At 44.5% G+C, this 21,008-nt stretch carries 23 protein-coding genes; 9 read left to right on the forward strand and 14 right to left on the reverse strand.

Annotated elements, in window-relative coordinates:
• Positions 1 to 608 precede the first annotated feature (608 nt).
• Entirely contained in the window at positions 609 to 1,217 is a 609-nt protein-coding gene (locus WHS38_11365) for an L-threonylcarbamoyladenylate synthase (protein MEJ5301575.1), read from the forward strand.
• A gap of 93 nt (positions 1,218 to 1,310) precedes the next feature.
• On the opposite strand, the gene WHS38_11370 is transcribed toward WHS38_11365, so the two are convergent.
• The 8 genes from WHS38_11370 to greA all read right to left on the reverse strand — a co-directional run bounded on the left by WHS38_11370 (position 1,311) and on the right by greA (position 9,042).
• Positions 1,311 to 3,023, reverse strand: coding sequence for a DHHA1 domain-containing protein (locus WHS38_11370; protein MEJ5301576.1), 1,713 nt, complete (start codon positions 3,021 to 3,023; stop codon positions 1,311 to 1,313).
• A gap of 102 nt (positions 3,024 to 3,125) precedes the next feature.
• Complete coding sequence (locus WHS38_11375) at positions 3,126 to 3,560, reverse strand: hypothetical protein (protein ID MEJ5301577.1); 435 nt, start codon at positions 3,558 to 3,560, stop codon at positions 3,126 to 3,128.
• 87 nt (positions 3,561 to 3,647) lie between these two features.
• Positions 3,648 to 5,090, reverse strand: a complete 1,443-nt coding sequence (locus tag WHS38_11380) for a sigma-54 dependent transcriptional regulator (protein ID MEJ5301578.1) — start codon at positions 5,088 to 5,090, stop codon at positions 3,648 to 3,650.
• Positions 5,074 to 6,453, reverse strand: a complete 1,380-nt coding sequence (locus WHS38_11385) for a dihydroorotase (protein ID MEJ5301579.1) — start codon at positions 6,451 to 6,453, stop codon at positions 5,074 to 5,076. Before WHS38_11385 ends, WHS38_11380 begins: the two co-directional genes overlap by 17 nt.
• A gap of 99 nt (positions 6,454 to 6,552) precedes the next feature.
• Complete coding sequence (locus WHS38_11390; protein MEJ5301580.1) at positions 6,553 to 7,191, reverse strand: hypothetical protein; 639 nt, start codon at positions 7,189 to 7,191, stop codon at positions 6,553 to 6,555.
• Between the two features lie 14 nt (positions 7,192 to 7,205).
• Positions 7,206 to 7,439, reverse strand: coding sequence for a hypothetical protein (locus tag WHS38_11395; protein ID MEJ5301581.1), 234 nt, complete (start codon positions 7,437 to 7,439; stop codon positions 7,206 to 7,208).
• 22 nt (positions 7,440 to 7,461) lie between these two features.
• Positions 7,462 to 8,412 carry an aspartate carbamoyltransferase catalytic subunit gene (locus tag WHS38_11400; GenBank protein MEJ5301582.1) on the reverse strand — a complete coding sequence of 317 codons (951 nt, stop codon included), beginning with the start codon at positions 8,410 to 8,412 and terminating at the stop codon, positions 7,462 to 7,464.
• A gap of 147 nt (positions 8,413 to 8,559) precedes the next feature.
• Entirely contained in the window at positions 8,560 to 9,042 is a 483-nt protein-coding gene (gene greA / locus WHS38_11405; protein MEJ5301583.1) for a transcription elongation factor GreA, read from the reverse strand.
• Between the two features lie 172 nt (positions 9,043 to 9,214).
• Between greA and WHS38_11410 the strand changes: the two genes are divergently transcribed.
• Positions 9,215 to 10,144, forward strand: coding sequence for a TIGR01212 family radical SAM protein (locus WHS38_11410; protein ID MEJ5301584.1), 930 nt, complete (start codon positions 9,215 to 9,217; stop codon positions 10,142 to 10,144).
• A 56-nt stretch (positions 10,145 to 10,200) separates the two neighbouring features.
• On the opposite strand, the gene rsmA is transcribed toward WHS38_11410, so the two are convergent.
• Genes rsmA through fbp form a run of 3 tightly spaced genes read right to left on the reverse strand, consistent with a single transcriptional unit; the run spans position 10,201 to position 13,160 of the window.
• A complete protein-coding gene (rsmA, locus tag WHS38_11415) occupies positions 10,201 to 11,103 on the reverse strand; it encodes a 16S rRNA (adenine(1518)-N(6)/adenine(1519)-N(6))-dimethyltransferase RsmA (GenBank protein MEJ5301585.1) in 903 nt (300 codons plus the stop codon).
• A gap of 6 nt (positions 11,104 to 11,109) precedes the next feature.
• Positions 11,110 to 12,135 carry a tRNA (adenosine(37)-N6)-threonylcarbamoyltransferase complex transferase subunit TsaD gene (gene tsaD / locus WHS38_11420; protein ID MEJ5301586.1) on the reverse strand — a complete coding sequence of 342 codons (1,026 nt, stop codon included), beginning with the start codon at positions 12,133 to 12,135 and terminating at the stop codon, positions 11,110 to 11,112.
• Entirely contained in the window at positions 12,132 to 13,160 is a 1,029-nt protein-coding gene (gene fbp / locus WHS38_11425; protein ID MEJ5301587.1) for a class 1 fructose-bisphosphatase, read from the reverse strand. The genes tsaD and fbp overlap by 4 nt, the downstream gene beginning before the upstream one ends.
• A gap of 126 nt (positions 13,161 to 13,286) precedes the next feature.
• Between fbp and moaA the strand changes: the two genes are divergently transcribed.
• Both moaA and WHS38_11435 read left to right on the forward strand, forming a co-directional pair.
• A complete protein-coding gene (gene moaA, locus WHS38_11430; protein MEJ5301588.1) occupies positions 13,287 to 14,309 on the forward strand; it encodes a GTP 3',8-cyclase MoaA in 1,023 nt (340 codons plus the stop codon).
• Positions 14,310 to 14,331: 22 nt separating this feature from the next.
• Positions 14,332 to 15,942: an MBL fold metallo-hydrolase gene (locus WHS38_11435; GenBank protein ID MEJ5301589.1), complete on the forward strand. Its 1,611-nt coding sequence runs from the start codon at positions 14,332 to 14,334 to the stop codon at positions 15,940 to 15,942.
• Positions 15,943 to 15,945: 3 nt separating this feature from the next.
• Here WHS38_11435 and WHS38_11440 read toward each other — a convergent pair whose 3' ends face one another.
• Together WHS38_11440 and WHS38_11445 are read right to left on the reverse strand one after the other, a co-directional pair.
• Entirely contained in the window at positions 15,946 to 16,395 is a 450-nt protein-coding gene (locus WHS38_11440; protein MEJ5301590.1) for an arsenate reductase ArsC, read from the reverse strand.
• A complete protein-coding gene (locus tag WHS38_11445; protein MEJ5301591.1) occupies positions 16,395 to 16,922 on the reverse strand; it encodes a (Fe-S)-binding protein in 528 nt (175 codons plus the stop codon). Before WHS38_11445 ends, WHS38_11440 begins: the two co-directional genes overlap by 1 nt.
• 124 nt (positions 16,923 to 17,046) lie before the next feature.
• Between WHS38_11445 and WHS38_11450 the strand changes: the two genes are divergently transcribed.
• From WHS38_11450 to WHS38_11470, 5 genes are all read left to right on the forward strand, one after another.
• A complete protein-coding gene (locus WHS38_11450) occupies positions 17,047 to 17,196 on the forward strand; it encodes a hypothetical protein (protein MEJ5301592.1) in 150 nt (49 codons plus the stop codon).
• 83 nt (positions 17,197 to 17,279) lie between these two features.
• Positions 17,280 to 17,432: a hypothetical protein gene (locus tag WHS38_11455; protein ID MEJ5301593.1), complete on the forward strand. Its 153-nt coding sequence runs from the start codon at positions 17,280 to 17,282 to the stop codon at positions 17,430 to 17,432.
• Between the two features lie 58 nt (positions 17,433 to 17,490).
• A complete protein-coding gene (locus WHS38_11460; protein MEJ5301594.1) occupies positions 17,491 to 18,318 on the forward strand; it encodes an enoyl-CoA hydratase-related protein in 828 nt (275 codons plus the stop codon).
• 36 nt (positions 18,319 to 18,354) lie between these two features.
• On the forward strand, positions 18,355 to 19,014 hold the full coding sequence (locus tag WHS38_11465; GenBank protein ID MEJ5301595.1) for an MBL fold metallo-hydrolase: 660 nt from the start codon (positions 18,355 to 18,357) through the stop codon (positions 19,012 to 19,014).
• Between the two features lie 52 nt (positions 19,015 to 19,066).
• Positions 19,067 to 19,507, forward strand: a complete 441-nt coding sequence (locus tag WHS38_11470; protein ID MEJ5301596.1) for a methylated-DNA--[protein]-cysteine S-methyltransferase — start codon at positions 19,067 to 19,069, stop codon at positions 19,505 to 19,507.
• Between the two features lie 45 nt (positions 19,508 to 19,552).
• Here the strand turns inward: WHS38_11470 and WHS38_11475 are convergent, their stop codons facing one another.
• Positions 19,553 to 20,974, reverse strand: coding sequence for a CoA transferase (locus tag WHS38_11475; protein ID MEJ5301597.1), 1,422 nt, complete (start codon positions 20,972 to 20,974; stop codon positions 19,553 to 19,555).
• Between the last annotated feature and the right edge of the window lie 34 nt (positions 20,975 to 21,008).

Here is a 21,008-nt window from a genome sequence, read left to right on the forward strand (position 1 = left end):
ATCCATAATTTCAATAAGTTAGACTTCCCAAAAGAGGCAAAAATGCCATTTTCGCCACAAAAAGTGGCGAACTTGGGCTAGAAGGTCCAAAATTTTTTCTATGCAGGGTTGTCCTGGGAATAGGCTTACAGAGGCGTGGAATTGTAGGGGCGACGCATGCGTCGCCCCTACATGCACCCGAAAGGGTAAGCATGGAGAACCGGAGCGAGAAGTCAGCAGAGGCCATAGTAGCTGCCTGCTCAACTTCTCGAACCGCCCGGTGCCGACCCGCATGCCGGGTGGTGTGGGAGGGGATCGGTCAAACTGACCGCCCCTATCCCAATATGTGGTGAATCATATATTGAGGTTGTTTTTTAGTTACCTGAGTCTGGGAAAGTCCCCCAAGCTGAGTCTCGCCCCTGCCTTTTCCATGTTTCGACACCCCATAAGGGAAGTTTTAGAACACCTCCCCAAGATCATTGACTTTACTCAGGTTCTGTTGTTTATTCAAAGAAAAGGATCGGGGTAGTTATATTGCCAATCTCTAAAAAAATAGGGGCTCTAATTTGTATGTATAAACGGGCAATGGGTAAGTAAAAATTAAACACCTAAAAAGAAGGGGATGTCCTATGATTATTGAAATGAATCATCAACATCCCGAACCTCGTAAAGTCAAGCAAGTTGTTGAAGTTCTTGCCAATGGCGGTTTAATCGCTTATCCGACGGACACCTTCTACGGTATAGGGTGTGACCTGTTTAACAAGGAGGCTATTGAAAAAGTATATGATTTAAGAGGAAAAACTCACGATAGGCCTCTCAGCATTGTGTGTAGTGACCTTAAAAACATAAGCGAGTATGCTCAGGTAACTAACTATGCCTACAAAGTTATGAAGCGTTGCCTTCCCGGTCCATACACTTTCATACTGGAAGCATCAAGATTGGTTCCAAAAATAATGCTCTCCAAAAGAAAAACTATTGGTATTAGAGTGCCCAACTGTCCTATAGCGCTGGCCATCGTTGCCGAGCTTGGTCATCCTATTATCAACACAACCGCTGTAGATCGAGAAACGGGTGAAACATTGATAACTCCCCATGAAATTAAAGAAAAACTGGGAAACATGGTAGATCTTATAATAGACGGAGGGCCCGTGCCGGGGAAACCCTCTAGCGTTATTTCTCTGATAAATGACCAACCAGAAATTTTACGGATAGGAAGCGGAGATGTTAGTTTCTTTTAGAAAATATCCCTTCGCAAAGCGATAACTACATACAGTTTGTGTGCAGGGACGGGATAATTTATCCGTCCCCACCTTTTATAAATAGAATAGCGGTCAAGCTCTGTAAACTTCTATGTCTTTAATAATCATCAAACACTGCTCTCTATTAACATCCCACTCGAGTTGATAAACAACATTGCAGCGATCACCTGGTCTGATCTGAGACAATAAAGATCCTCCTCGCCACATAATGCCTTGAAATTTGCATCCAAAAAATAGCTTCAAATGTCTTTGTCCATTACCAAAGACCTTTACATCACAAAGTTTAAGATTGCGGGAAAGAAATATAGGAACAGGATTACCCTGCCCATAAGGTTCAAGGCGTTCCAGAACTTCAAGCAGTTCTTTTGAAATCAGTCGGGTGGGCAGTTCACAGTCAATCATAAGACGTCTGGTAAAACATTGTTCTGGCCATTTAGCCAGAACCTGTTCAAAGCGAGCAGCAAAATCTCCAAATCTAGAATATTCCACGGAGAGACCCGCTGCTGCTTCATGTCCACCCCATCTTAAAAGATAATCTTCACACTCGGAAAGAACTTCACAAATATCAACTCCAGGAATACTTCTTGCCGACGCCTTGACAATCCCATCATCCCCAACCGAACCGATAATCACAGGACCATAATGATGTTCTTGAACCACCCTGGATGCGACAATACCCACCACTCCAGGGTGCCAGCCTTTATCAGCCAGAACAACGCTACGACGCCGGATGCCCCTTGATTCTATATCCAGAAGATATTCCAGCACCCTACGAAACACTCTCGATTCTTCCATCTGCCGCTGAGCGTTTAAGCGATTAAGCTCCAATCCAAGATCCATAAGGGTATGATCGTCAATAGCGGTCAAAAATTTAAAAGCAACTTTAGGATCGGCAATTCTTCCAGGAGCATTTACTCTAGGTGCCAGATAAAATCCAACATGACCAGCCGAAAGCTTTCTATTTCTAAGTCCGACGAGATCTTTAAGCACTTTTAGAGGGGTAAACTTGCCTTCATTTAACTTTACTAATCCCCATTTGGCTATAATGCGGTTTGCTCCCGTAAGAGGCATCACGTCCGCTATTGTTCCCAGGGCTGCAAGAGCTTGATAGCGAGCATCGAGCCTGGGCCTTGTAAAACTTTCGGGAAGAAATGATCTCAGTTTGGCTAGAAAAAGGAGGGTCAAACCGGAACTGCAAAAGTCCTTAAAACAAGAAGGACATTGGGGATGCTTGGGATTTATAAGCAGAGTGGCAGGCGCAAGACGACTCAAGTCATCAATCTTATGATGATCGATAACAATAACGTCAGCTTTTTTTTCTCTAGCAACCTGTATGGTTTCTTTGTCATGAGTCCCACAGTCGGTAACTATAAAAATGCGTGCATCCGGATTCTCTTCAACTGCTCGCTTGGGAAAACCGTATCCCTCCGATCTATGAGGTATATCCACAGAAAAATTTGAATATCCGATATCCTGCATAAAGAAAGTCCACTGAGCCAACGAGGTAATACCATCACAGTCATAATCTCCTACAATCACTACCTTGTTATTCCTAGAAAGGTGGTTAGCTACCAACCTGGCTCCTTCTTCAAAATTTCGCATCGAAAGGTAAGGTTCCAGCTTTGTAAGAGATGAATCTTCAAGGAGATCAGGGTCAATGCCGCGTTGATTTGCAAGGATTTCAAGAACTTCTTCACAACTCGATGGCACAGGATACTCTTTTCCGCTACTTCCACTTTTTTCATCGTCGTCTCTTTGCCTCATAACCCACTCAAACTGCGTCATTGCCACCTTCTCCAAAAGTGCGTATTTCTGGCTTTCTCGGCGAACTATCCTGTTGGAAATTGGAAGTGAGAAAGGCCGCCCACCGGAGCAACCCAGTAGTGATTACGTCCCACTGCTAGCTACATCTGAAATGTTCATTGCCATGAGCTTTTTCACTATGTTGCCTTCAGAGTCTTTGAAAATAACTTCCATCTTTCGAGGAGTTCTAACCTTTGTAACTACTCCCAAACCAAAAATTGGATGTTTTATAAGATTCCCTTCCTGATAAGTTTCAGCAATGGAATAAATAGGAACACCTTCGGATTGGGCACTCTGAAGCAGGGCGATCCACTCATCGTCCGTTTTTGGCTTGGATATGCCCATAAAAAGCACAGAAGGAAAAGGCTCTTCCGGCTCTATCTCATCACTAATTATGAGTTCTTCGCCTTCATCATAGGCTAAATCTACATCCGAAACATCTCCTTCTTCACCAGGTTCCAAGCCAAGGTCTTCCATCATATCATCTTCGAATTCGCTGTTATCTTTTATAGGCGCCATATCTAACCTCCTAAGTAACTGGTAAATACAAAGGCTAATTACAAAGTAACCAGCTCACCATACCTGGATAAGATCTTCTAAAAATAACTATTCCTCAGAATCTGGAGATCTGTCATCGTCATCAAGCCTACCCATACCATACTTGGCAAGCCTATACCGCAGCGAGCGAAAACTCACACCCAAAAGTTCTGCCGCTTTATGCTTACGTCCGCCTGAAAGGGAAAGAGCCTGGGTAAGATAATACTTTTCTATCCTTTCAAGCAATCCATCCAGATCGATACCTTCCGGGGTAATATTCGGAAGATCTATGAAGAAATCTGAAGCCGTGTTCGGAGCTTTTCTAAAACGGCTACTGGCAATTGTAAGACTCTCAGGAAGAACTATGCATGTTTGCTCTAGAGCGACTCCCCGCTCTATAATATTTTCAAGTTCTCGCACATTACCCGGAAAGTCGTAGGATTTCAAAATATCCATAGCGTATGAGGAAACACGCTGAATGTTCTTACCTAGTTTTTCGTTGTAACGCTTGAGAAAATACTGAGCCAGTAGCGGAATATCGCTTCGCCTTTCTCGCAAAGCCGGCAATCTTATAGGGATTACGTTAAGGCGGTAGTAGAGATCTTCACGAAATGTTCCCTTAACAACCATTTCTTCAAGATTTCTGTGAGTTGCAGAAATAATCCGCACATCAACCGAACGATCTTCGTTATCACCGAGACGGCGAATAGTTTTTTCCTGAGTTAACCTAAGCAATCGTATCTGTAAACCGGGGGATAACTCTCCAATTTCGTCAAGAAAAAGTGTTCCCCCTTGGGCCGCTTCTACAAGTCCTTTACGATCATGTAACGCTCCCGTAAAGGCTCCTTTCCTGTAGCCGAAAAGTTCGCTTTCAATAAGCGATTCAGGAACACCTCCACAATTTACAGCCACAAAAGGACGATCCCTTCGATTACTAAGATTGTGAATTGCTCGCGCAACGAGTTCTTTCCCCGTCCCGCTTTCACCCATGATAAGCACATTGCTGTCAACTTTGGCCACCCTTTCGATAAGGCTATACACTCGAAGCATCTCAGGACTTTCTCCCACGAGAAGCCCAAAGTGAACAGGAATTTCATCCCCTGTTGTCGGTTGAATTGTTCCTTCGCTCTTTCGATATGACCGCTTTTTTTCCCACGCTTCTTCCAGAACGCGATACATTTCGTTTATGTCAAAAGGTTTAGGGAGATAGTCGTAAGCTCCCTCCTGCATAGCCATTACAGCAGTTTCAGGGCTTGCGTAAGCAGAAATCATGATAACAACCGTCTCCGGATTCAATCTTTTGGCTTCCTTCAGGACGTCAATTCCACTTATGGGCTCCATTCTTATGTCAGCAATGACAATATCGAAGTCTCCCGACTGAAGCTGTTCTATAGCATCCTTACCATTTGACACAATCGTAGTTTCGTATCCCTTTCTAACCAGCATAAGTTCGAGGAAATCTCTCATGCCTTCTTCATCATCCACAACCAGAATCTTAGGCACGGAGCGCATGACCGCTTCTCACTAAAGTCTCGCAAATTCCATCAGTTCTAGCAAAAACCATTCTGCCGTTAACAACGGTCATTTCAACTCTTCCCTGAACATTCCACCCTTCAAAGGGGCAATTGCGGGAGAGAGAGAAAAACTCTTCTGCTCGCACAACCCACTTATATTCAGGATCGATTAGAGTCAGAAAAGCGGGCTTTCCAGTATCGATAGACCCGTAGGGAAGCCCTAGAATGCGAGAAGGATTTGTGGAGAGCGCAGCAATGGCTTTCAGAGGTGAGAGTAAGCCCTTTCTAGTTAGTTCGAGGGTTAATGGAATAGCTGTTTCCAGACCGATCATTCCAAAGGATGCTGAATCAAACTCAACATCCTTTTCCAAAACACTGTGAGGGGCGTGATCGGTGGCAATAGCATCAATGGTTCCATCAGAAAGCCCCTCAATTACAGCTTCAACATCTTCTGAAGTGCGTAAAGGAGGATTTACCTTAAAAACAGAGTCAAAGCTCTGAACGGCTTCTTCGGTAAGAGTAAAGTAATGGGGAGCTGTTTCTGCTGTTACAGGAAGTCCTTCCTTCTTTGCCCGCCTGATTATCTCCACGGATCCTTTTGTGCTGACGTGTGCCACATGAAGTCTTGCACCAGTCCATCTAGCAAGTTCTACGTCTCGAAGAACCATTATTTCTTCTGCAATCTTTGGAATGCCCCGCAGCCCTAGCCTAAGTGACACAACCCCCTCATTCATTACTCCACCAGCAGAAAGATTTATATCCTCGCAATGGCTTATTATAGGCACAGAGAATATGAGAGAATATTCCATGGCGCGACGCATTATCTGAGCATTCATAACAGGTCGTCCGTCGTCGGAGAAAGCTACCACGCCAGATTCAAATAGTACCCCCATCTCTGTCAGTTCTTCACCTGCAAGCCCTTTCGTAATAGCTCCAACGGGATATACAACACAGGCACCTTCAGTTTGAGCCTTTTCCACAATAAACCTGGTCACCGTAGGATGGTCATTCGGGGGCTTGGTGTTTGGCATACAGGCAACAGCTACAAATCCCCCTGCTACGGCTGCCATAGTCCCTGAAGATATCGTCTCCTTATACTCTTCCCCGGGTTCTCGTAGATGAACATGCATATCCACAAGCCCGGGCACAAGCCACAAACCATCACAGGGCAAGACCGTAATACTGCTATCGGCAACATCTCTGACACTGAAAGGAGCCAGAATATCCTTAATAACGCCTTCGACCACAATTACATCAGCCTGTTCATCCCTCCCCGCTGCCGGATCAATCAATCTGACATTTTGAAAAATCAGGGAGAGCTTTGGAGCATCACCCAACAAATAAACAGTTCCTTTAGACACAGCTTATCTTCCTTCTGGTTTAATCAAATATGCACCGTCCTGAGACCATGCTAAGGACGAGCAACCCTGCCCATCCTTAGCATATTACTAGAAAGGTATTTACTTCTTAACCAGTTGAATGGAATTCATAAAACTTTCCATGAGTTTGATCATTGTCGGGAAATTTTCGGGAGTAGCTCCCGTTGCAGTAAATATAATCACAGTCTGAGGAGTATCGGCAAGTTGATACTGGACATAACGGCTATCTTTTGCCTGTCCATCAGCGACAAGCACAAGAGTTTCATACCCGTTGAATACTCTTTTGGAACACTCGTAAACATTTACAGGCTTGCCAGCGCTGGCAGAAAGTTGAGAAGGAAAAGACTGGCATAAATTTTTGAGTTCTTCGTCGGTTCTGGGAACATTCCCGGAAGACCTATTGACTGCTACAACAAACCGGGGAGTCTCGGAAAAATAATATTCAATTTCCCCGCGAAGTATCATTTCCTTTACAGAAGAAAGAACGCTTTTATTTTCTGGCGTTACTTCCTCGTCTTTTTGAGCCGCCATAAAGGCTGATTCCACAGCATCTGGATTTTCTTTTGCGTAACTCTTATCAAGAACAATCCATTTCGCCGGGAAGATGGCTTTAAAACCAAAGGCACTCTCGTAGGCTTCACCTGCTAGAACAAGGTTACCCATCCCAATTGTAGCCAGAAACAACGCCATCCAGATCAGAACTATTTTAGACTGTTTCATTCGAGTCCCCTCTCCTATCGTTTTCGCTTTTGAGCCTCATCGTAAATAAGACCACCGATCGCTCCTGCGGCAGCACCAATAGCCGCACCGGTAAAAAGAGATCCCTGAACAATGGCGGCGGTTGCTGTTCCGAGGCCGGCTCCAATAGCTCCGCCACTGAGTACTCTTTGTTCTCTCGTGGTCATCCCAGCACAGGACGAAAGAAATATAACCAAAACCCCGGCTGCAACAAATTGTCTAAACTTCATGATGTCCTCCCATTTTTATTATTTATAGATCACTTCCTCGCTGTGCAAGGATGTAAAGTATAGCCATTCTAACAGCAACACCGTTTGTAACCTGATCCAATATAACCGACCATCTTCCGTCAGCCACATCTGGACTTAATTCCACTCCACGGTTTATTGGACCAGGGTGCATAACTATAAGATCTTTCCTCGCTCTTTCCAGTCTTTTAGCGTTAACTCCGTAAAGCACAGCGTATTCCCGTAGAGACGGCAAAAAGCTGAGTTTCTGGCGTTCTCTTTGAAGACGAAGCACCATAAGAACATCGGCGTTCGGGATAGCTTCATCAAGGTCATAAACTACTTTTACTCGAGCATCACGAAAGCTCTTCTCAGCCCAGCCAGGTGGAAGAAGAGTGGGAGGACCGCAAAGAGTCACCTCCGCTCCCATTTTGGTAAAAGCCCATATATTCGAGCGGGCAACTCGGCTATGCAGAATATCTCCTACAATCAAGAGCCGTAATCCTTCCACGCTACCACGATGATCCATCACTGTAAGAAGATCAAGCAGAGCCTGCGAAGGATGCTCGTGCTGTCCATCGCCGGCGTTCACAACCGACACTGGCGTAAGTGATGCAACACGATGAGGAAGCCCTGATTGGGAATGGCGGATAATAAACACATCCGGTTTCATTGCTTCCAGATTTTTTATCGTATCTAGAAAAGTCTCACCCTTAACCATGGAGCTTGTGGTTGTAGAAATACTGTAAGTATCGGCACTGAGGCGTTTGGCTGCCATTTCAAAAGACATTTTGGTTCTAGTGCTTGGTTCGTAAAAGATACTCACTACAGTCTTACCACGCAGTGTAGGAACCTTCTTTATGGCTCGCTCGTTAATTTCCCGCAGGGATTTTGCAAGATCCAAAAGGTGTTCAATCTCATCGCGAGAAAGTTCCTCAATTCCCAACAGGTCTTTACGTCCGTAATAGGTTCCCATCGTGTTTTAATTCCTTTTTTGCAAAACTATGCCCATGTCTATAATTTCTGCCTTAAAAAGACTAGACAACCGCAAGGGTTGCTTTTCATAAGACATACTTCTAGATTTTTCCTGGCATCATAGAGCATTTTGACTTTCGGATCCACGTTAAAAACTAGGTTTTCGCACTTCAAGAATCTCGAGAGTTCGCAAGCCCTTGGGAGTTTGAACCCTAACCTCATCCCCTACTTCTTTACCCAAAAGGGCCTTTCCAATGGGAGACAAAATGGAAATAGTGCCCTGCTCTACCTGAGCTTCAAAAGGACCGACCAAACAATAACTCTCGACCGATCCCGTATCTAGATCTTCCACAACAACGGTCGATCCAAAGACTACCTTACCATTCGTGTCCTCGCAGACTTCAACAATCTGGCATCGGGACAGTTTGTCAGTAATGTCACTTATTTGAGCTTCTATAAGAGCCTGTTTCTCCTTTGCCGCCTCATATTCAGCATTTTCCGATAAATCCCCATGGGATCTAGCCTCTTCAATAGCACGAATAACTTTTGGTCTCTCTTCCCTCTGAAGCCGCTCAAGTTCCTTCTTAAGGCGTTCATATCCCTCTCGTGTGATTGGCACCATGCCGTTCATGATTTTTAACCCCCTCTTAGAAAAATTGGCATAACATCGAACTTATCTTCTATCCTAGCCGAAAAAATCTTTCAACGGAAACATAACTTTTTCCTAATACCCCCAACTTGAAGGAGAAAGGTTTTCGTGTAATGTTAAAATTCTAAAACTAAATCTTCTAGGAGAAAGTAGCATGACACGGACCCTTCCTTATAGAGATTATAACTCTTATCTTCGAGAGCTTTTTGGCTGTAGAGTTCACAAAATCACTGTGGATGCGGGCATGACCTGTCCCAATCGCGATGGAACAAAGGGTTTTGGCGGCTGCATTTACTGCAACGTTCGAGGCTCAGGAACAGGACAATGGGCTCTGGGTAAAAGCATCCGTCAGCAACTCGAAGAAGCCAAACCTTACCTTAAAAAGCGCTTTAAGGCAGAAAAATTTCTCGCCTATTTTCAATCCTTCTCAAACACCTATGCTCCCATAGAACGCTTGAAAGCTCTATACGAAGAAGCTCTTTCTGTAGAAGATGTAGTGGGACTTACTATCGGCACCAGACCAGATTGTGTCTCACCAGAAGTGCTCGACTACCTAGCTCAAATCTCTAACCGCTATTACGTGTGTCTCGAATACGGCTTACAATCTGCTCACGATTCTACTCTTCGTCTTATAAACCGAGGTCATGATGTTAAAACCTTTGTTGACGCTCTATCAGAAACCAGAAAACGCAATATTCCCGTTTGTGTTCACGTAATCATTGGACTTCCAGGAGAATCGGAAGATGAAATGCTTGATACGGCTCGCTTTCTGGCAAAGCTGGACATTCAAGCTGTAAAAATTCATCTTCTCTATATAGTCCGAGGCACTGTGCTTGAAAAGTGGTATCAGGAAGGCAAATACCAATGTCTATCCCGGGAAGATTACGTTCGTATTGTAAGCCGTTTCATTGCGATCCTCCCTCACAACATTGTTATACAACGCCTTACAGGGGACCCACATCCTGAAGAACTTGTTGCTCCCCAGTGGGCACTCGAAAAGCATAAAAACCTTCAAGCTATAATTGACTACATGAATGACCACGGACTTTATCAAGGGAAATTCACCGAGCAAAATATCGGGTAACCGAGGTTCAGGCGGAAACAAGTCACAACATGCTTTTAGAGACGCTTTCTCTGTCTTTAATCGCTATCAAATGATGATTGTTCTATTTTCTCCGCAAAACGTTTTGCCAACTCCACAAAAACATCAGGGAAGAGTTCCTCCGGGCGTGCTGAAGAAGAAATTCCCATCTCCTCCAGACAGGATAATATCAGGTCAGTTGAGCCAATACCATACCTGGAAATAAAATTCTTAAGCCCATTAAATATAGTTTTTCTTCTCTGCCGAAACACTTCTGACACAAACTGGCGGAAAAAATCATAATTCAGAGGCTCCCATTTAGGAACGTCAAAAAACCACAGTCGCACCACAAGAGATTCCACCTTAGGTGGTGGGACAAACTGTCCGTGTCCTACAGAAAACATCTTTTCGGCTTTAGCGCAACTTCCGAGAATCACCGTGGGAATGCCGTAATCTTTGGTGCCAGGGACTGCCGTCCACCGTTGCCCAACCTCTCTTTGAACCATGAGAACAGCTCGTTCAATAACCTTGTGAGAAGCTATCAAGCTAAAGAGAAGTGGGGAACTAATGTTATAAGGGATATTTCCAACTACTTTTATTCGATCCGGGCATTTATCAATCTGTCGAATCTTTTCATCTTCAATGACTCTCTCCCATGATAAATCCAATGCGTCTTGAATATGCCACGCAACAAACGCTCTGGATGGCGGCATAAGGCTTTTCAGAGCCTCAGCCAGCCTGGCGTCCAGTTCAACGAGATGAAGCCGACAGGGATATTCGATGAGATATCTGGTAAGTGCTCCTAAACCGGGACCTATCTCCACCACTATGTCATTCTGGGATATATCTAGCGCATCAACAATACGTTGAGCTGTTTTAGGCTGGATAAGAAAGTGTTGTCCCAAACTTTTGGATGCCTTTCGTCCAAATCGCTCAAGATATTCTCGGGGAGTCAGAAACATTTTTTCCTAATACCATCTGGAAAGAGCATCTAAGGTAAAGACATGATTCCGGGAAAACCCCTGGCGTTTCCAGACTTCATAAGCCGCCGCTGCAATCATAACAGCATTATCTGTGCACAGAGAAAGGGGCGGAAGGCGAAGTTTCCACCCCTTTTCGACGGCTCTTTCACGGAAACGCTCACGAAGTCTTCTATTAGCTGCAACTCCACCTACAACCGCAACCTGGCTTACTCCCTGCCGATCCGCAGCCATTGTGGTTTTTTCTACCAAAACATCCACAACCGCTTCCTGGAAACTCGCCACCACATCTTCAATTCGATAAGCCAGCGTTCCTTTTTCAGAGTCCGTCGGACTTCCAAATTTTCTCACGAAGTTCACCACAGCGGTCTTGATGCCACTAAAGCTAAAGTCAAGGGAGTCTTTCCCGAGGAAGGATCGAGGAAAATGAAAAGCCTGAGGACTACCGTTTTCCGAGAGTCGATCGATGACGACGCCACCGGGATAACCCAATCCAAGGAGTTTAGCCACCTTGTCAAAAGCTTCTCCTGCTGCGTCGTCCAGAGTGGTTCCAAGAAGCTCGGGGGCAACTCCCGGGCGAACAAAGTATAAAGCCGTGTGCCCACCTGAAACTACCAGACAGACGAATGGTTCATCGAGCGGTTCTCCTTCAAGAAAAGCTGCACAGATATGTCCTTCCAGGTGGTTTACGGGGATCAAGGGCTTGTTCAGGGCATAGGCGATAGCTTTCGCAGCGGCTATGCCAACAAGGAGAGATCCCACAAGGCCAGGACCACATGTCACTCCGATAGCATCAATATCATCAAAGGTGCAACCGGATTCACGCACGGCCTGATCAATAACCGGGATAATAGCTTCCACATGCCTTCTTGATGCGAGTTCTGGAACGACTCCACCGTAGGGACTGTGAACACTGATCTGACTGGCGACCACCTGTGACCTTACAATGCGTCCCCTTTCTACAACCGCTGCTGCAGTTTCATCGCAGGACGACTCAATACCAAGAATGATCATACGTTCTCACCTTCATTCAAAAATCGCTCGGCTTCAGCCACATCCTCAGGACTTCCTATAAAGAGAGGCACTCGATCATGCAAGGTTTCCGGTTCAATATCCAGTATTCGCCGTTTTCCGTCAGATGCGGCGCCTCCAGCCTGTTCGACTACCATGGCAAGTGGCGCAGCTTCGAAAAGCAACCGGAGTTTGCCTCTGGGTTTTTTCGGGTCCTTCGTATCTGACGGATACATAAAAATTCCGCCTTTAAGGAGATTTCTATGAAAATCTCCGACTAAAGTGCCGATGTAGCGAGTTGTATAAGGTTTACTCCTAGCGGGGTCTTTTTCCTTTAGAGAATCCACATAGCGCCTTACAGCTTCGCTCCAGTAATGGTAATTTCCTTCGTTTACACTATAAATTTTGCCACGTTTCGGAATTGTTATGTTTCGGTGGCTGAGCAGGAATTCTCCCAGAGCCGGGTTTAATGTAAAACCATGGACCCCTTTACCGGTTGTATAAACCATCATGGTGCTGGAGCCGTAAATAAAATATCCTGCCGCTACCTGTTCTGATCCAGGCCTAAGAATTTCATCAAGGGTTACGGGACCGCTACTTTTTAGACGTCGGCGGATGGCAAAGATCGTGCCTATACTGGCATTAACATCAATGTTGGATGATCCATCGAGTGGGTCAATCATTAAAATGTATGGACCTGTGGGATACTGGGGCGGAACTTCTACAATATCAGCATCTTCCTCAGAAGCAATAGCTGCAATGTGCCCCGTATGGATAACCCGCCGGATAATCGTTCGATTGGCAAATTCGTCAAGCTTCTGAACCTGCTCTCCATATACATTCTCTGCCCCTGTAGAGCCGTATATATCCACAAGACCGGCTTTACTTACTTCCCGATGAATAATTTTTGCTGCCACGATTAGTTCGTTGAGAAGCTGAGTAAAGGCGCCGGTTGCATAGGGCGTCTCCCTCTGTTCTCGAAGAAGATGCTCGGTAACCGTAATCCCAAGACCTCTGCTGTCGCCCATAGTAGCTCCCTCCCTGACGGATAAACGAATTTACTATTGCGTTCGCCAAGTTTTCTCCTTATAGCAAAACTCTGAGAAAGGTTAAACCCCAATTCCCGACATTAGCCGTTAAGGGAGATCTTATATATGTCCACAACATGTCTTGAGACCCTTAATCAAAGAACTTCTGCCAAAACAGATAGCCGCGGTAGAGTCGTAGATTATCTACGACTTGCAGTAACAGACAGATGTAACCTTTGTTGCATCTATTGCATGCCCCCCGAAGGTATCCCAAAGCTCATCCATAAAGATATTCTCTCATACGAAGAACTTTTAAGGCTCGCAACAATTGCCAGATCGTTGGGCATTTCCAAGATTCGCATTACCGGTGGGGAGCCTCTAGTCCGCAAGGGTATCGTCGATTTTGTGCGTCGCCTTGTAGATATAACCAATCCTGGCGAAGTAACAATGACCACCAACGGAGTGCTCCTTGCTGATCTGGCTAAAGATCTATTTCAAGCTGGTATTAAGCGAATCAACATAAGTCTGGATACTCTCAAACCAGAAAGATTTCGGGAAATCACTCGCCGTGACGCCTTTTATGACGTCATTCGAGGCATCGAAAAGGCAATGGAAGTCGGATTCCAGCCCGTAAAATTGAATGTTGTGGTTATGAAAGGGATAAACGATGACGAAGTGGAAGATCTGGCTAGATTAACCATAAAAGAACCCTTTCATGTTCGATTTATAGAATTCATGCCTTTCGGCGGGGATGAATGGGAAAAACGGTTTCTTCCTGCAGACGAAATTATCGATCGAATCAAATCGCTCGGGGAGATCGAACCCACTGTAAGCCTTAGAAGTAACGGTCCTGCACGGTATATGCGTATAAAAGGCGGGGCTGGAAAGATCGGGATCATAAGCCCCATGACCCACCATTTCTGCAACTCCTGCAATAGACTCAGAATAACACCAAAAGGAAATCTACGAACCTGCCTGTTCAGCAAAGAAGAAACCGATCTCAGAGGACTCCTTCGAGATGGAGTATCTGATGGGGAAATAGCGAAGGTTATACTTGATGCCCTGCGTAATAAACCGGCAAATCGTGCCTTTGATGTCGAATTACTAAGAAAATGCATCACCAGACCCATGTCAAAAATTGGAGGATAATCAATAAAAGGGAGAATAAAAAGTGAAGGTCACAACACTTGGCGCAGCAGGACAGGTGACAGGATCTTGCCATCTTATCGAAGTGGACAATGCGAAATATTTGGTGGATTGTGGGCTTTTCCAGGGCGGGAAAAAAACGGAAGATCTTAACTGGGAACCCTGGGCATTTGATCCAGCCGAAATAAGAGCCCTTTTTTTAACGCATGCTCACATTGATCACAGCGGACGCATCCCAAAGCTTATAAGGGATGGTTTTCGGGGCAAGATTTATGCAACTCGCCCCACTGTGGAGTTGGTCAAAATACTCCTTCTTGATGCAGCTCACATTCAGGAATCCCATGCAGAACTTCGCACTAGAAAAAATCTACGCCGTGGACTGCCACCCGTAAAGCCACTTTATACGGAAGCTGATGCTGAAGCGAGTTTTGCCTATTTGCAATCGGTTGAACAGGGGCAACCTATAAAATTCGACGATAATTTCAAGGTGGCATTTCGAACTGCCGGACACATTTTAGGAGCATCAATTCTTGAGATATGGACAAAAGAAAAAGATCAAGACTTAAAGGTCGTTTTTTCAGGTGACATAGGAAGGTCAGACCAACTAATTGTAAAAGACCCGGAGCTAATCTTCGATGCTGACGCTCTCTTTATTGAATCAACCTATGGTAACCGCGACCATAAAACTCTGGAAGAAAGCAAAAACGAACTTCGGGAAGCCATACTTTATAGCTATAGATACGGACAGAAGGTTCTGATTCCTTCCTTTGCCGTTGAAAGAACTCAGGAAATTCTCTATGTGCTTGGAGAGTTTTTCCGAAATAAGCTTATTCCAGATATGCCTGTTTTTCTTGATAGCCCCTTAGCTATTCAGGCAACCAAGATCTTCAGCGAAATGAAGGAATTTTTCGATGAAGAAACCATGGCAATCGTTAAAAAGGGGCAAAATCCCTTTATATTTCCTCAGCTTCAGTTTAGCCAGACTGTGGAAGACTCAAGAAGGATCAATGAGATCGGCGGTCCCGCCATCATTATTGCAGGCAACGGCATGTGCACAGCAGGACGCATTCTCCATCATATAAAGCATAACATCTGGCGTGAAGGATGTTCTCTGGTAATAGTAGGTTTTCAGGCGGAAGGCAGCCTTGGGCGGCAAATTATAGATGGAGCCAAGAAAGTCCGTGTAATGGGTGAGGAAGTAGCGGTTAGAGCCAGGGTCTTCACAATTGGTGGATTTTCATCCCACGCAGGACAAAAAGAACTTCTCGAATGGATCAGCAACTTCAATAAGAAGGAAATGAAAGTATTTGTAATTCACGGCGAGAAAACAGCAAGTGAAGCGCTCGCATCCATCATACGAGAGCAATTTGGTTTATGGACCCATATTCCCCAGATGGGGGAAACCTTAACTATAGAACCACCAAAGGTCATTGAAATAGTTCCAGAAGATGTGTGTGAAGCTTATCTTTATGAAATCGGCAGAAAATTCTTCGAACTCGAACACGGCATCATGCGAACGCTTCCTTCAATGTCATCTGACAGGCGGCGAGCTATTGCAGAAAAACTCAAGAAGATTCAGAATGAGATAGAAGATGCGATGAGCCTGGCTGGGATAAGGTCATCGGCAAGTTCCTAAAAATTAAGAAAAGTCTTTTTGTTGGAAAGTCTTCAAGAAATTTGGGAGATTCTTAATAAAATCCCTTATTTCATCCCGCACCCTGCGATAATGAGATAGAGATTCCTCCTCTGTTTTGGCTGTTAGAGCAAGCAGAGGTGGATCATCAAAGGGAACGTGAGCATACAATGTTTTTGCGGGAAACACAGGGCAAGATTTCTTGGCACTGTCGCAAAGTGTTATAACATAATCAAATTCAATTGATTCCACTTCGTCTATTGATTTTGACTTCTGGTTGGAAATATCAATTCCAACTTCCTGCATAACTTTAACAGCCAGAGGGTCCAAGCCGTGAGGAGCCACGCCGGCAGAAAAAGCCTCAAGCCAATCATTGTGAAAAAATCTTGCCCATCCTTCTGCCATTTGGCTTCGACAGGCATTTCCGGTGCATAGAAACAGGATCTTTTTCTTCATTATTCCAGATACCTCGCAAAGGGTTCAAAGTATTTTTCCAGAGCAGCCCTTTGAGCCGGTGAAAGCTCCGGACATTGCTCTATCCTACGCCCACCTTCCCCAAGCTGGACAGCAAAGACCATGCAAGTTGGGAGTCCACACTTTTTGCAGTTAGTTTTGGGAAGATATTTAATAATTTCAACTATATTTGGCTTCTTCATCCCCTCAAATTTAGGCTGAATCTCATGACGACGTTCCCATATATCGTTTATCTGCCCTTTTAACCACTCAAGGATCTTATCAGCTTCATTTTCATCATTCAAAGCGTTTACAGCGATAGCCCTGGGATGGATGGTTATAAGCTTACCATGATGTTTAAAGGTAACCGAAGGTGGATCTACAGTATATTGATACCCTCCTAGTTCTGAGTTGAGATAGGGAATAACTTCTCCAATGTCCTGATCTAGATGAGCAATACAATGGAGCGACTGAAAACGGGGGTTACATTCAGGGAGAAAAATCTCTTTCCTGTAGCTTTTAAGCAACATGTTTTCACCCCCCTGCTTTACTTTATAGCAATACATCTATATTATCATTTACGAAGGTTTTTGGGTCAACAGAAAAGTGCGGACAGATAGTAGATCAATAAAACCATCCACAGGAGTTATTCCCATGAGGCTGAAAGAAGTGGTCATTTCTCTGTCACTAGAAGAAGCCCAAAAGGTGCTCGAAATTGACCTTGACGGAGATGCTTCAGATGCTATTCAATTTATTCGTCAAGTGCTTGCCAAAAGAGTAAGAAAAGCTCTAAAAACAAAGTGAAAGCCGGTTTTTGAGGCTGGATTCAGCCCATCTCAGTTCAGGGAATTCTCAAAGTAAACACTCCTAAGATAGAAGGAGAAACCATGCCTGTGCTTAACGTTTCCCAGGAAGAATACCTTAAAATGAAGGCTATCGTTATGGACAGGGATAAAGAGGAAGCACTGGCGTTAATTAAAGAATTCCTCAAAAGACTTGAATTGGAGGAAATAAAAGCCTTAAAGTCCCATCTTGATTAGACACTTTTCTCTTTCGGTAAACCAGACATTCAAAAATTCTAAAAAGGAGAAAAGATCCATGAATTTTCAAGATATAATTTACGAAAAAAAAGACCGAATTGCTCGCATTTCCATAAACCGTCCACATAAATACAATGCCTGCACTCCCGTGACTCTTTACGAACTGACAAAAGCCTTCATTGATGCATGGACGGATAAAAATGTGGGCGTGGTAGTTTTTACCGGTGAGGGAGACAAAGCCTTCTGCACAGGCGGAGATCAAAGCATCAGAGGGCTTGGAGGATACGAAGGTTACAGTGCAAAGGAACTGGAAGGCACCATAGCAGCTCTTCCTCTAGAAGTAGGCTGGCAGTTTGTGACTTTCCTCATCCGTCACATACCCAAACCTGTTATCGCCAGAGTCAACGGATACGCAATAGGTGGAGGACATGTCTGGCAGGTTAATTGTGACTTATCCATAGCTTCGGATAGAGCTAAATTCGGTCAGGCGGGTCCCAGAGTGGGAAGCTTTGATCCGGGTTTCGGCACAGGCGATTTATGGCGTAATGTAGGGATGAAGCGAGCCAAGGAAATCTGGTACCTCTGCAGGACATACTCGGCTGAAGAAGCTCTTCAGATAGGACTGATCAATAAGGTAGTCCCCCATGAAAAGCTTGATGAAGAAGTTGATACCTGGTGCAGAGAACTTCTAGAAAAGAGCCCAACGTCTCTTAAGATGCTTAAGTATGCCTTTTTGGCTGAATCTGACGGATTGGGAGGTATCACAGAACTTGGAGTGGGAGGATTGAGCCTTTACTACGGAACCGAAGAATCGCTTGAGGGAAGAAACGCCTTCATGGAAAAAAGAAAGCCTGATTTCTGGAAGCATTTTCTTAAAGAAGAGTAAACCACGGTTAATAAAGAGAGATTGGAGAGAACCAAAATGGAATCCGTTAAAGTTATTCAGATGCCGGTAGGGGCTATGGAAGTTTTTTGCTACATTGTCTTCGACTCTCAAACAGGTGAGGGTATTGTGATTGATCCGGCAGGAGATGCCGATAAAATCCTTCAACTCGCAAAAGATCGACACATAAACATAAAATATATCATTAACACCCATTCCCACGCCGATCACACAGCCGAAAACGAAAAGATCAAAGAAGCTACGGGTGCTCCAATAGTCATGCACCGTCTGGACGACGAATTTGCTCGAACCCCTGAATCAATAGCCTGGAACCGGAAATTAGGCTTTGAGCCCCCACCTCCAGCCGATATAAGTGTCGAAGACGGAGATGAATTAAAACTACAGAACTTCACTGTGCGTTTTATCCATACACCCGGACATACTCCAGGAAGTTGCTGTATACTTGTTGGCTCTAACCTTTTTACTGGAGATACTCTTTTTGTTGGAGCTGTAGGAAGAACAGACCTTCCTGGTTCGTCTTTTTCAGATCTCCTAGAATCGCTAAAAAAACTCCTTTCTATTCTTCCTCCGGAAACTATGATATGGCCTGGTCACGACTATGGCGATACTCCCAGCTCATCTCTTGGTCACGAACGAGAAACCAATCCTTACATCACGGATTTTATAGATGCTGACTGAGTTGATACAGAATCTCGTTATACCATCCCCTTTTGGCCTTTTTCTGGAGGTAGTGTTTACAGAACAAGCTGTTATGCAAGTTAAATGGCTCAAGGAAGTGGGCGAACAACTCGAAACACGCAAAAAAGATCAGCTCGGAAGGCTTGCCAATCAAATCATCCGGGAATTCTCCGAATATTGGGAAGGTCGCCGCAAAATCTTTTCTATTCCCTACATCTTTAGCATCGGAACGCCTTTTCAGCACCGGGTCTGGCAACAGATTGCATCCATCCCCTACGGATCAACTATATCCTACGGCAGGCTGTCGCTACTGATAAAAGGAACCTCCCTAGCTTCCAGAGCTGTAGGGCAGGCTTGTGCAAAAAACCCTCTTCCCCTCATTATTCCATGCCACAGGGTGGTTAAAAGCGATGGCTCGCCAGGCTACTACTTGGCTCCAGATGGGGCTTTACTAAAGGCAAAGCTCATTGCTTTTGAAAAAGAAAATAAATAGGCAGGGGCTTGTTATATCTAAAATTCCCCTGCCGCTTTTTTTAATTTACACTATCTTTTTTGCTTTATACTCGTCCAAAAGAGTTCTTCCGATACCAAGATACTTCTTATAGATGAACTCATTATCAGCCCCTACAGGACGACATAACCACTTAATTCTTCCCGGTGTCAGAGTCATTCCATTAAAGGACGAATTTTGCACAAGTAGCTTTCCATAATAAGGATCATCAATCGTGATAAAAGCCATTCTTTCTTTCCAGTGTTCTCGCTGTAGAACATCCGTTGGGTTCTCTAACCTTCCAACCACCACAGTTCCCTTTTTATCTGGTTTTCTAGAATATTGGGTTACGATTTCAAGAAGCTCGTCAGCAGTGTATTTGGTGGTAAATTTTTCTATTTCATGCTGAATCTTAGGCTGATTTTCCGGTGTAAGACGCTCTTTAATGGTCGGGAACATCTCTCTAAGATCTGGGCGCTCCATAATCTCGCACAGTGCCGTCCAGTTAGGATCCGTAAAACCGGATATAAAGGTATATCCATCTTTGCATTTAACATAAGTGTAAGGGAATACGGCATAGTCGTAGTTTCCGGCTCTTATCATTTCATTTCCTGACATGTGGAAATACGGGAGGAGATAATTTGAGATGGAAAGCAGACCTTCAGGAGGAGAACAATCTATAAATTGTCCTTTACCGGTTTTTCGCTTATAAAACATAGCCAAGCCAATTCCATAAGCCGCCCAGGCGCCTCCAACATACCATCCCATCCAGTTCCCGTGTTTAAGAGGTCTTTTATATTCTTGGGGGACTTCAGGATCTAATTCTGGTTCACCCATGATCGACATAATGACGCCTCTAGCTTGAGCAATGATGTCATAATCTGGCTGGTTACCAAATTTGACCGTATCATCTCCGAAATGCCCATAGCTGTGAAGTGCGCAGTAGATAAGACCGGGATTTTCGGCAGAAAGATCTTTATATCCAAGCCCTTTCGATGCGAGATAGCCCGGCTTAAAAGTTTCAATCAAAACATCAGCCTTTTTAACAAGACGGCGAAAGAGTTGGCGACCTTCTTCCGTCTCAAGGTTGCAAGTAATGTGGTATTTATTGCGTCCACCTTCCACTAAGTAAGGAAGTCCCGTGTCTTTTATCATCATCCCAAAAGGAGACATTTTTCTGGCAATGTCTCCCTCAGGAGGCTCTATTCTAATTACTTCCGCTCCCATTTCGGCAAGAATAGATGAAGCGAAAAGACCGGCAAAACTCCCATAAGACGCATCAATCACCAGCATATCGTCGAGAGCTTCCGGCTTTTTAGGAACATCCTCCGGTTTTGTTTCTTTCCATGCCCACAGTGCATATTCTCGGTTCACAGCAAGCCCGATAACCTTTTTTTCCAACTCTGATTCCTGATCTAAATCTTCACCTTCAAAGGAAATCGTTCCTTCCTTTTTCAATTCTTCCGCCATGATACCGCCTCCTTGCTAAAAATATCCCATAAAT

It is taken from the genome of Thermodesulforhabdaceae bacterium, from assembly GCA_037482015.1.
Taxonomy (GTDB): domain Bacteria; phylum Desulfobacterota; class Syntrophobacteria; order Syntrophobacterales; family Thermodesulforhabdaceae; genus JAOACS01.

Bases quoted from the DNA above. Each gene is read 5' to 3' on its own strand.
- tsaD (MEJ5301586.1), bottom strand. From the start codon at position 12,135: ATGATCATTCTTGGTATTGAGTCGTCCTGCGATGAAACTGCAGCAGCG.
- WHS38_11370 (MEJ5301576.1), bottom strand. From the start codon at position 3,023: ATGACGCAGTTTGAGTGGGTTATGAGGCAAAGAGACGACGATGAAAAA.
- WHS38_11365 (MEJ5301575.1), top strand. From the start codon at position 609: ATGATTATTGAAATGAATCATCAACATCCCGAACCTCGTAAAGTCAAG.
- rsmA (MEJ5301585.1), bottom strand. From the start codon at position 11,103: ATGTTTCTGACTCCCCGAGAATATCTTGAGCGATTTGGACGAAAGGCA.
- WHS38_11465 (MEJ5301595.1), top strand. From the start codon at position 18,355: ATGGAATCCGTTAAAGTTATTCAGATGCCGGTAGGGGCTATGGAAGTT.
- WHS38_11380 (MEJ5301578.1), bottom strand. From the start codon at position 5,090: ATGCGCTCCGTGCCTAAGATTCTGGTTGTGGATGATGAAGAAGGCATG.
- moaA (MEJ5301588.1), top strand. From the start codon at position 13,287: ATGTCCACAACATGTCTTGAGACCCTTAATCAAAGAACTTCTGCCAAA.
- WHS38_11460 (MEJ5301594.1), top strand. From the start codon at position 17,491: ATGAATTTTCAAGATATAATTTACGAAAAAAAAGACCGAATTGCTCGC.
- WHS38_11395 (MEJ5301581.1), bottom strand. From the start codon at position 7,439: ATGAAGTTTAGACAATTTGTTGCAGCCGGGGTTTTGGTTATATTTCTT.
- fbp (MEJ5301587.1), bottom strand. From the start codon at position 13,160: ATGGGCGACAGCAGAGGTCTTGGGATTACGGTTACCGAGCATCTTCTT.
- WHS38_11445 (MEJ5301591.1), bottom strand. From the start codon at position 16,922: ATGTTGCTTAAAAGCTACAGGAAAGAGATTTTTCTCCCTGAATGTAAC.
- WHS38_11410 (MEJ5301584.1), top strand. From the start codon at position 9,215: ATGACACGGACCCTTCCTTATAGAGATTATAACTCTTATCTTCGAGAG.
- WHS38_11440 (MEJ5301590.1), bottom strand. From the start codon at position 16,395: ATGAAGAAAAAGATCCTGTTTCTATGCACCGGAAATGCCTGTCGAAGC.
- greA (MEJ5301583.1), bottom strand. From the start codon at position 9,042: ATGAACGGCATGGTGCCAATCACACGAGAGGGATATGAACGCCTTAAG.
- WHS38_11375 (MEJ5301577.1), bottom strand. From the start codon at position 3,560: ATGGCGCCTATAAAAGATAACAGCGAATTCGAAGATGATATGATGGAA.
- WHS38_11400 (MEJ5301582.1), bottom strand. From the start codon at position 8,412: ATGGGAACCTATTACGGACGTAAAGACCTGTTGGGAATTGAGGAACTT.
- WHS38_11390 (MEJ5301580.1), bottom strand. From the start codon at position 7,191: ATGAAACAGTCTAAAATAGTTCTGATCTGGATGGCGTTGTTTCTGGCT.
- WHS38_11455 (MEJ5301593.1), top strand. From the start codon at position 17,280: ATGCCTGTGCTTAACGTTTCCCAGGAAGAATACCTTAAAATGAAGGCT.
- WHS38_11475 (MEJ5301597.1), bottom strand. From the start codon at position 20,974: ATGGCGGAAGAATTGAAAAAGGAAGGAACGATTTCCTTTGAAGGTGAA.
- WHS38_11450 (MEJ5301592.1), top strand. From the start codon at position 17,047: ATGAGGCTGAAAGAAGTGGTCATTTCTCTGTCACTAGAAGAAGCCCAA.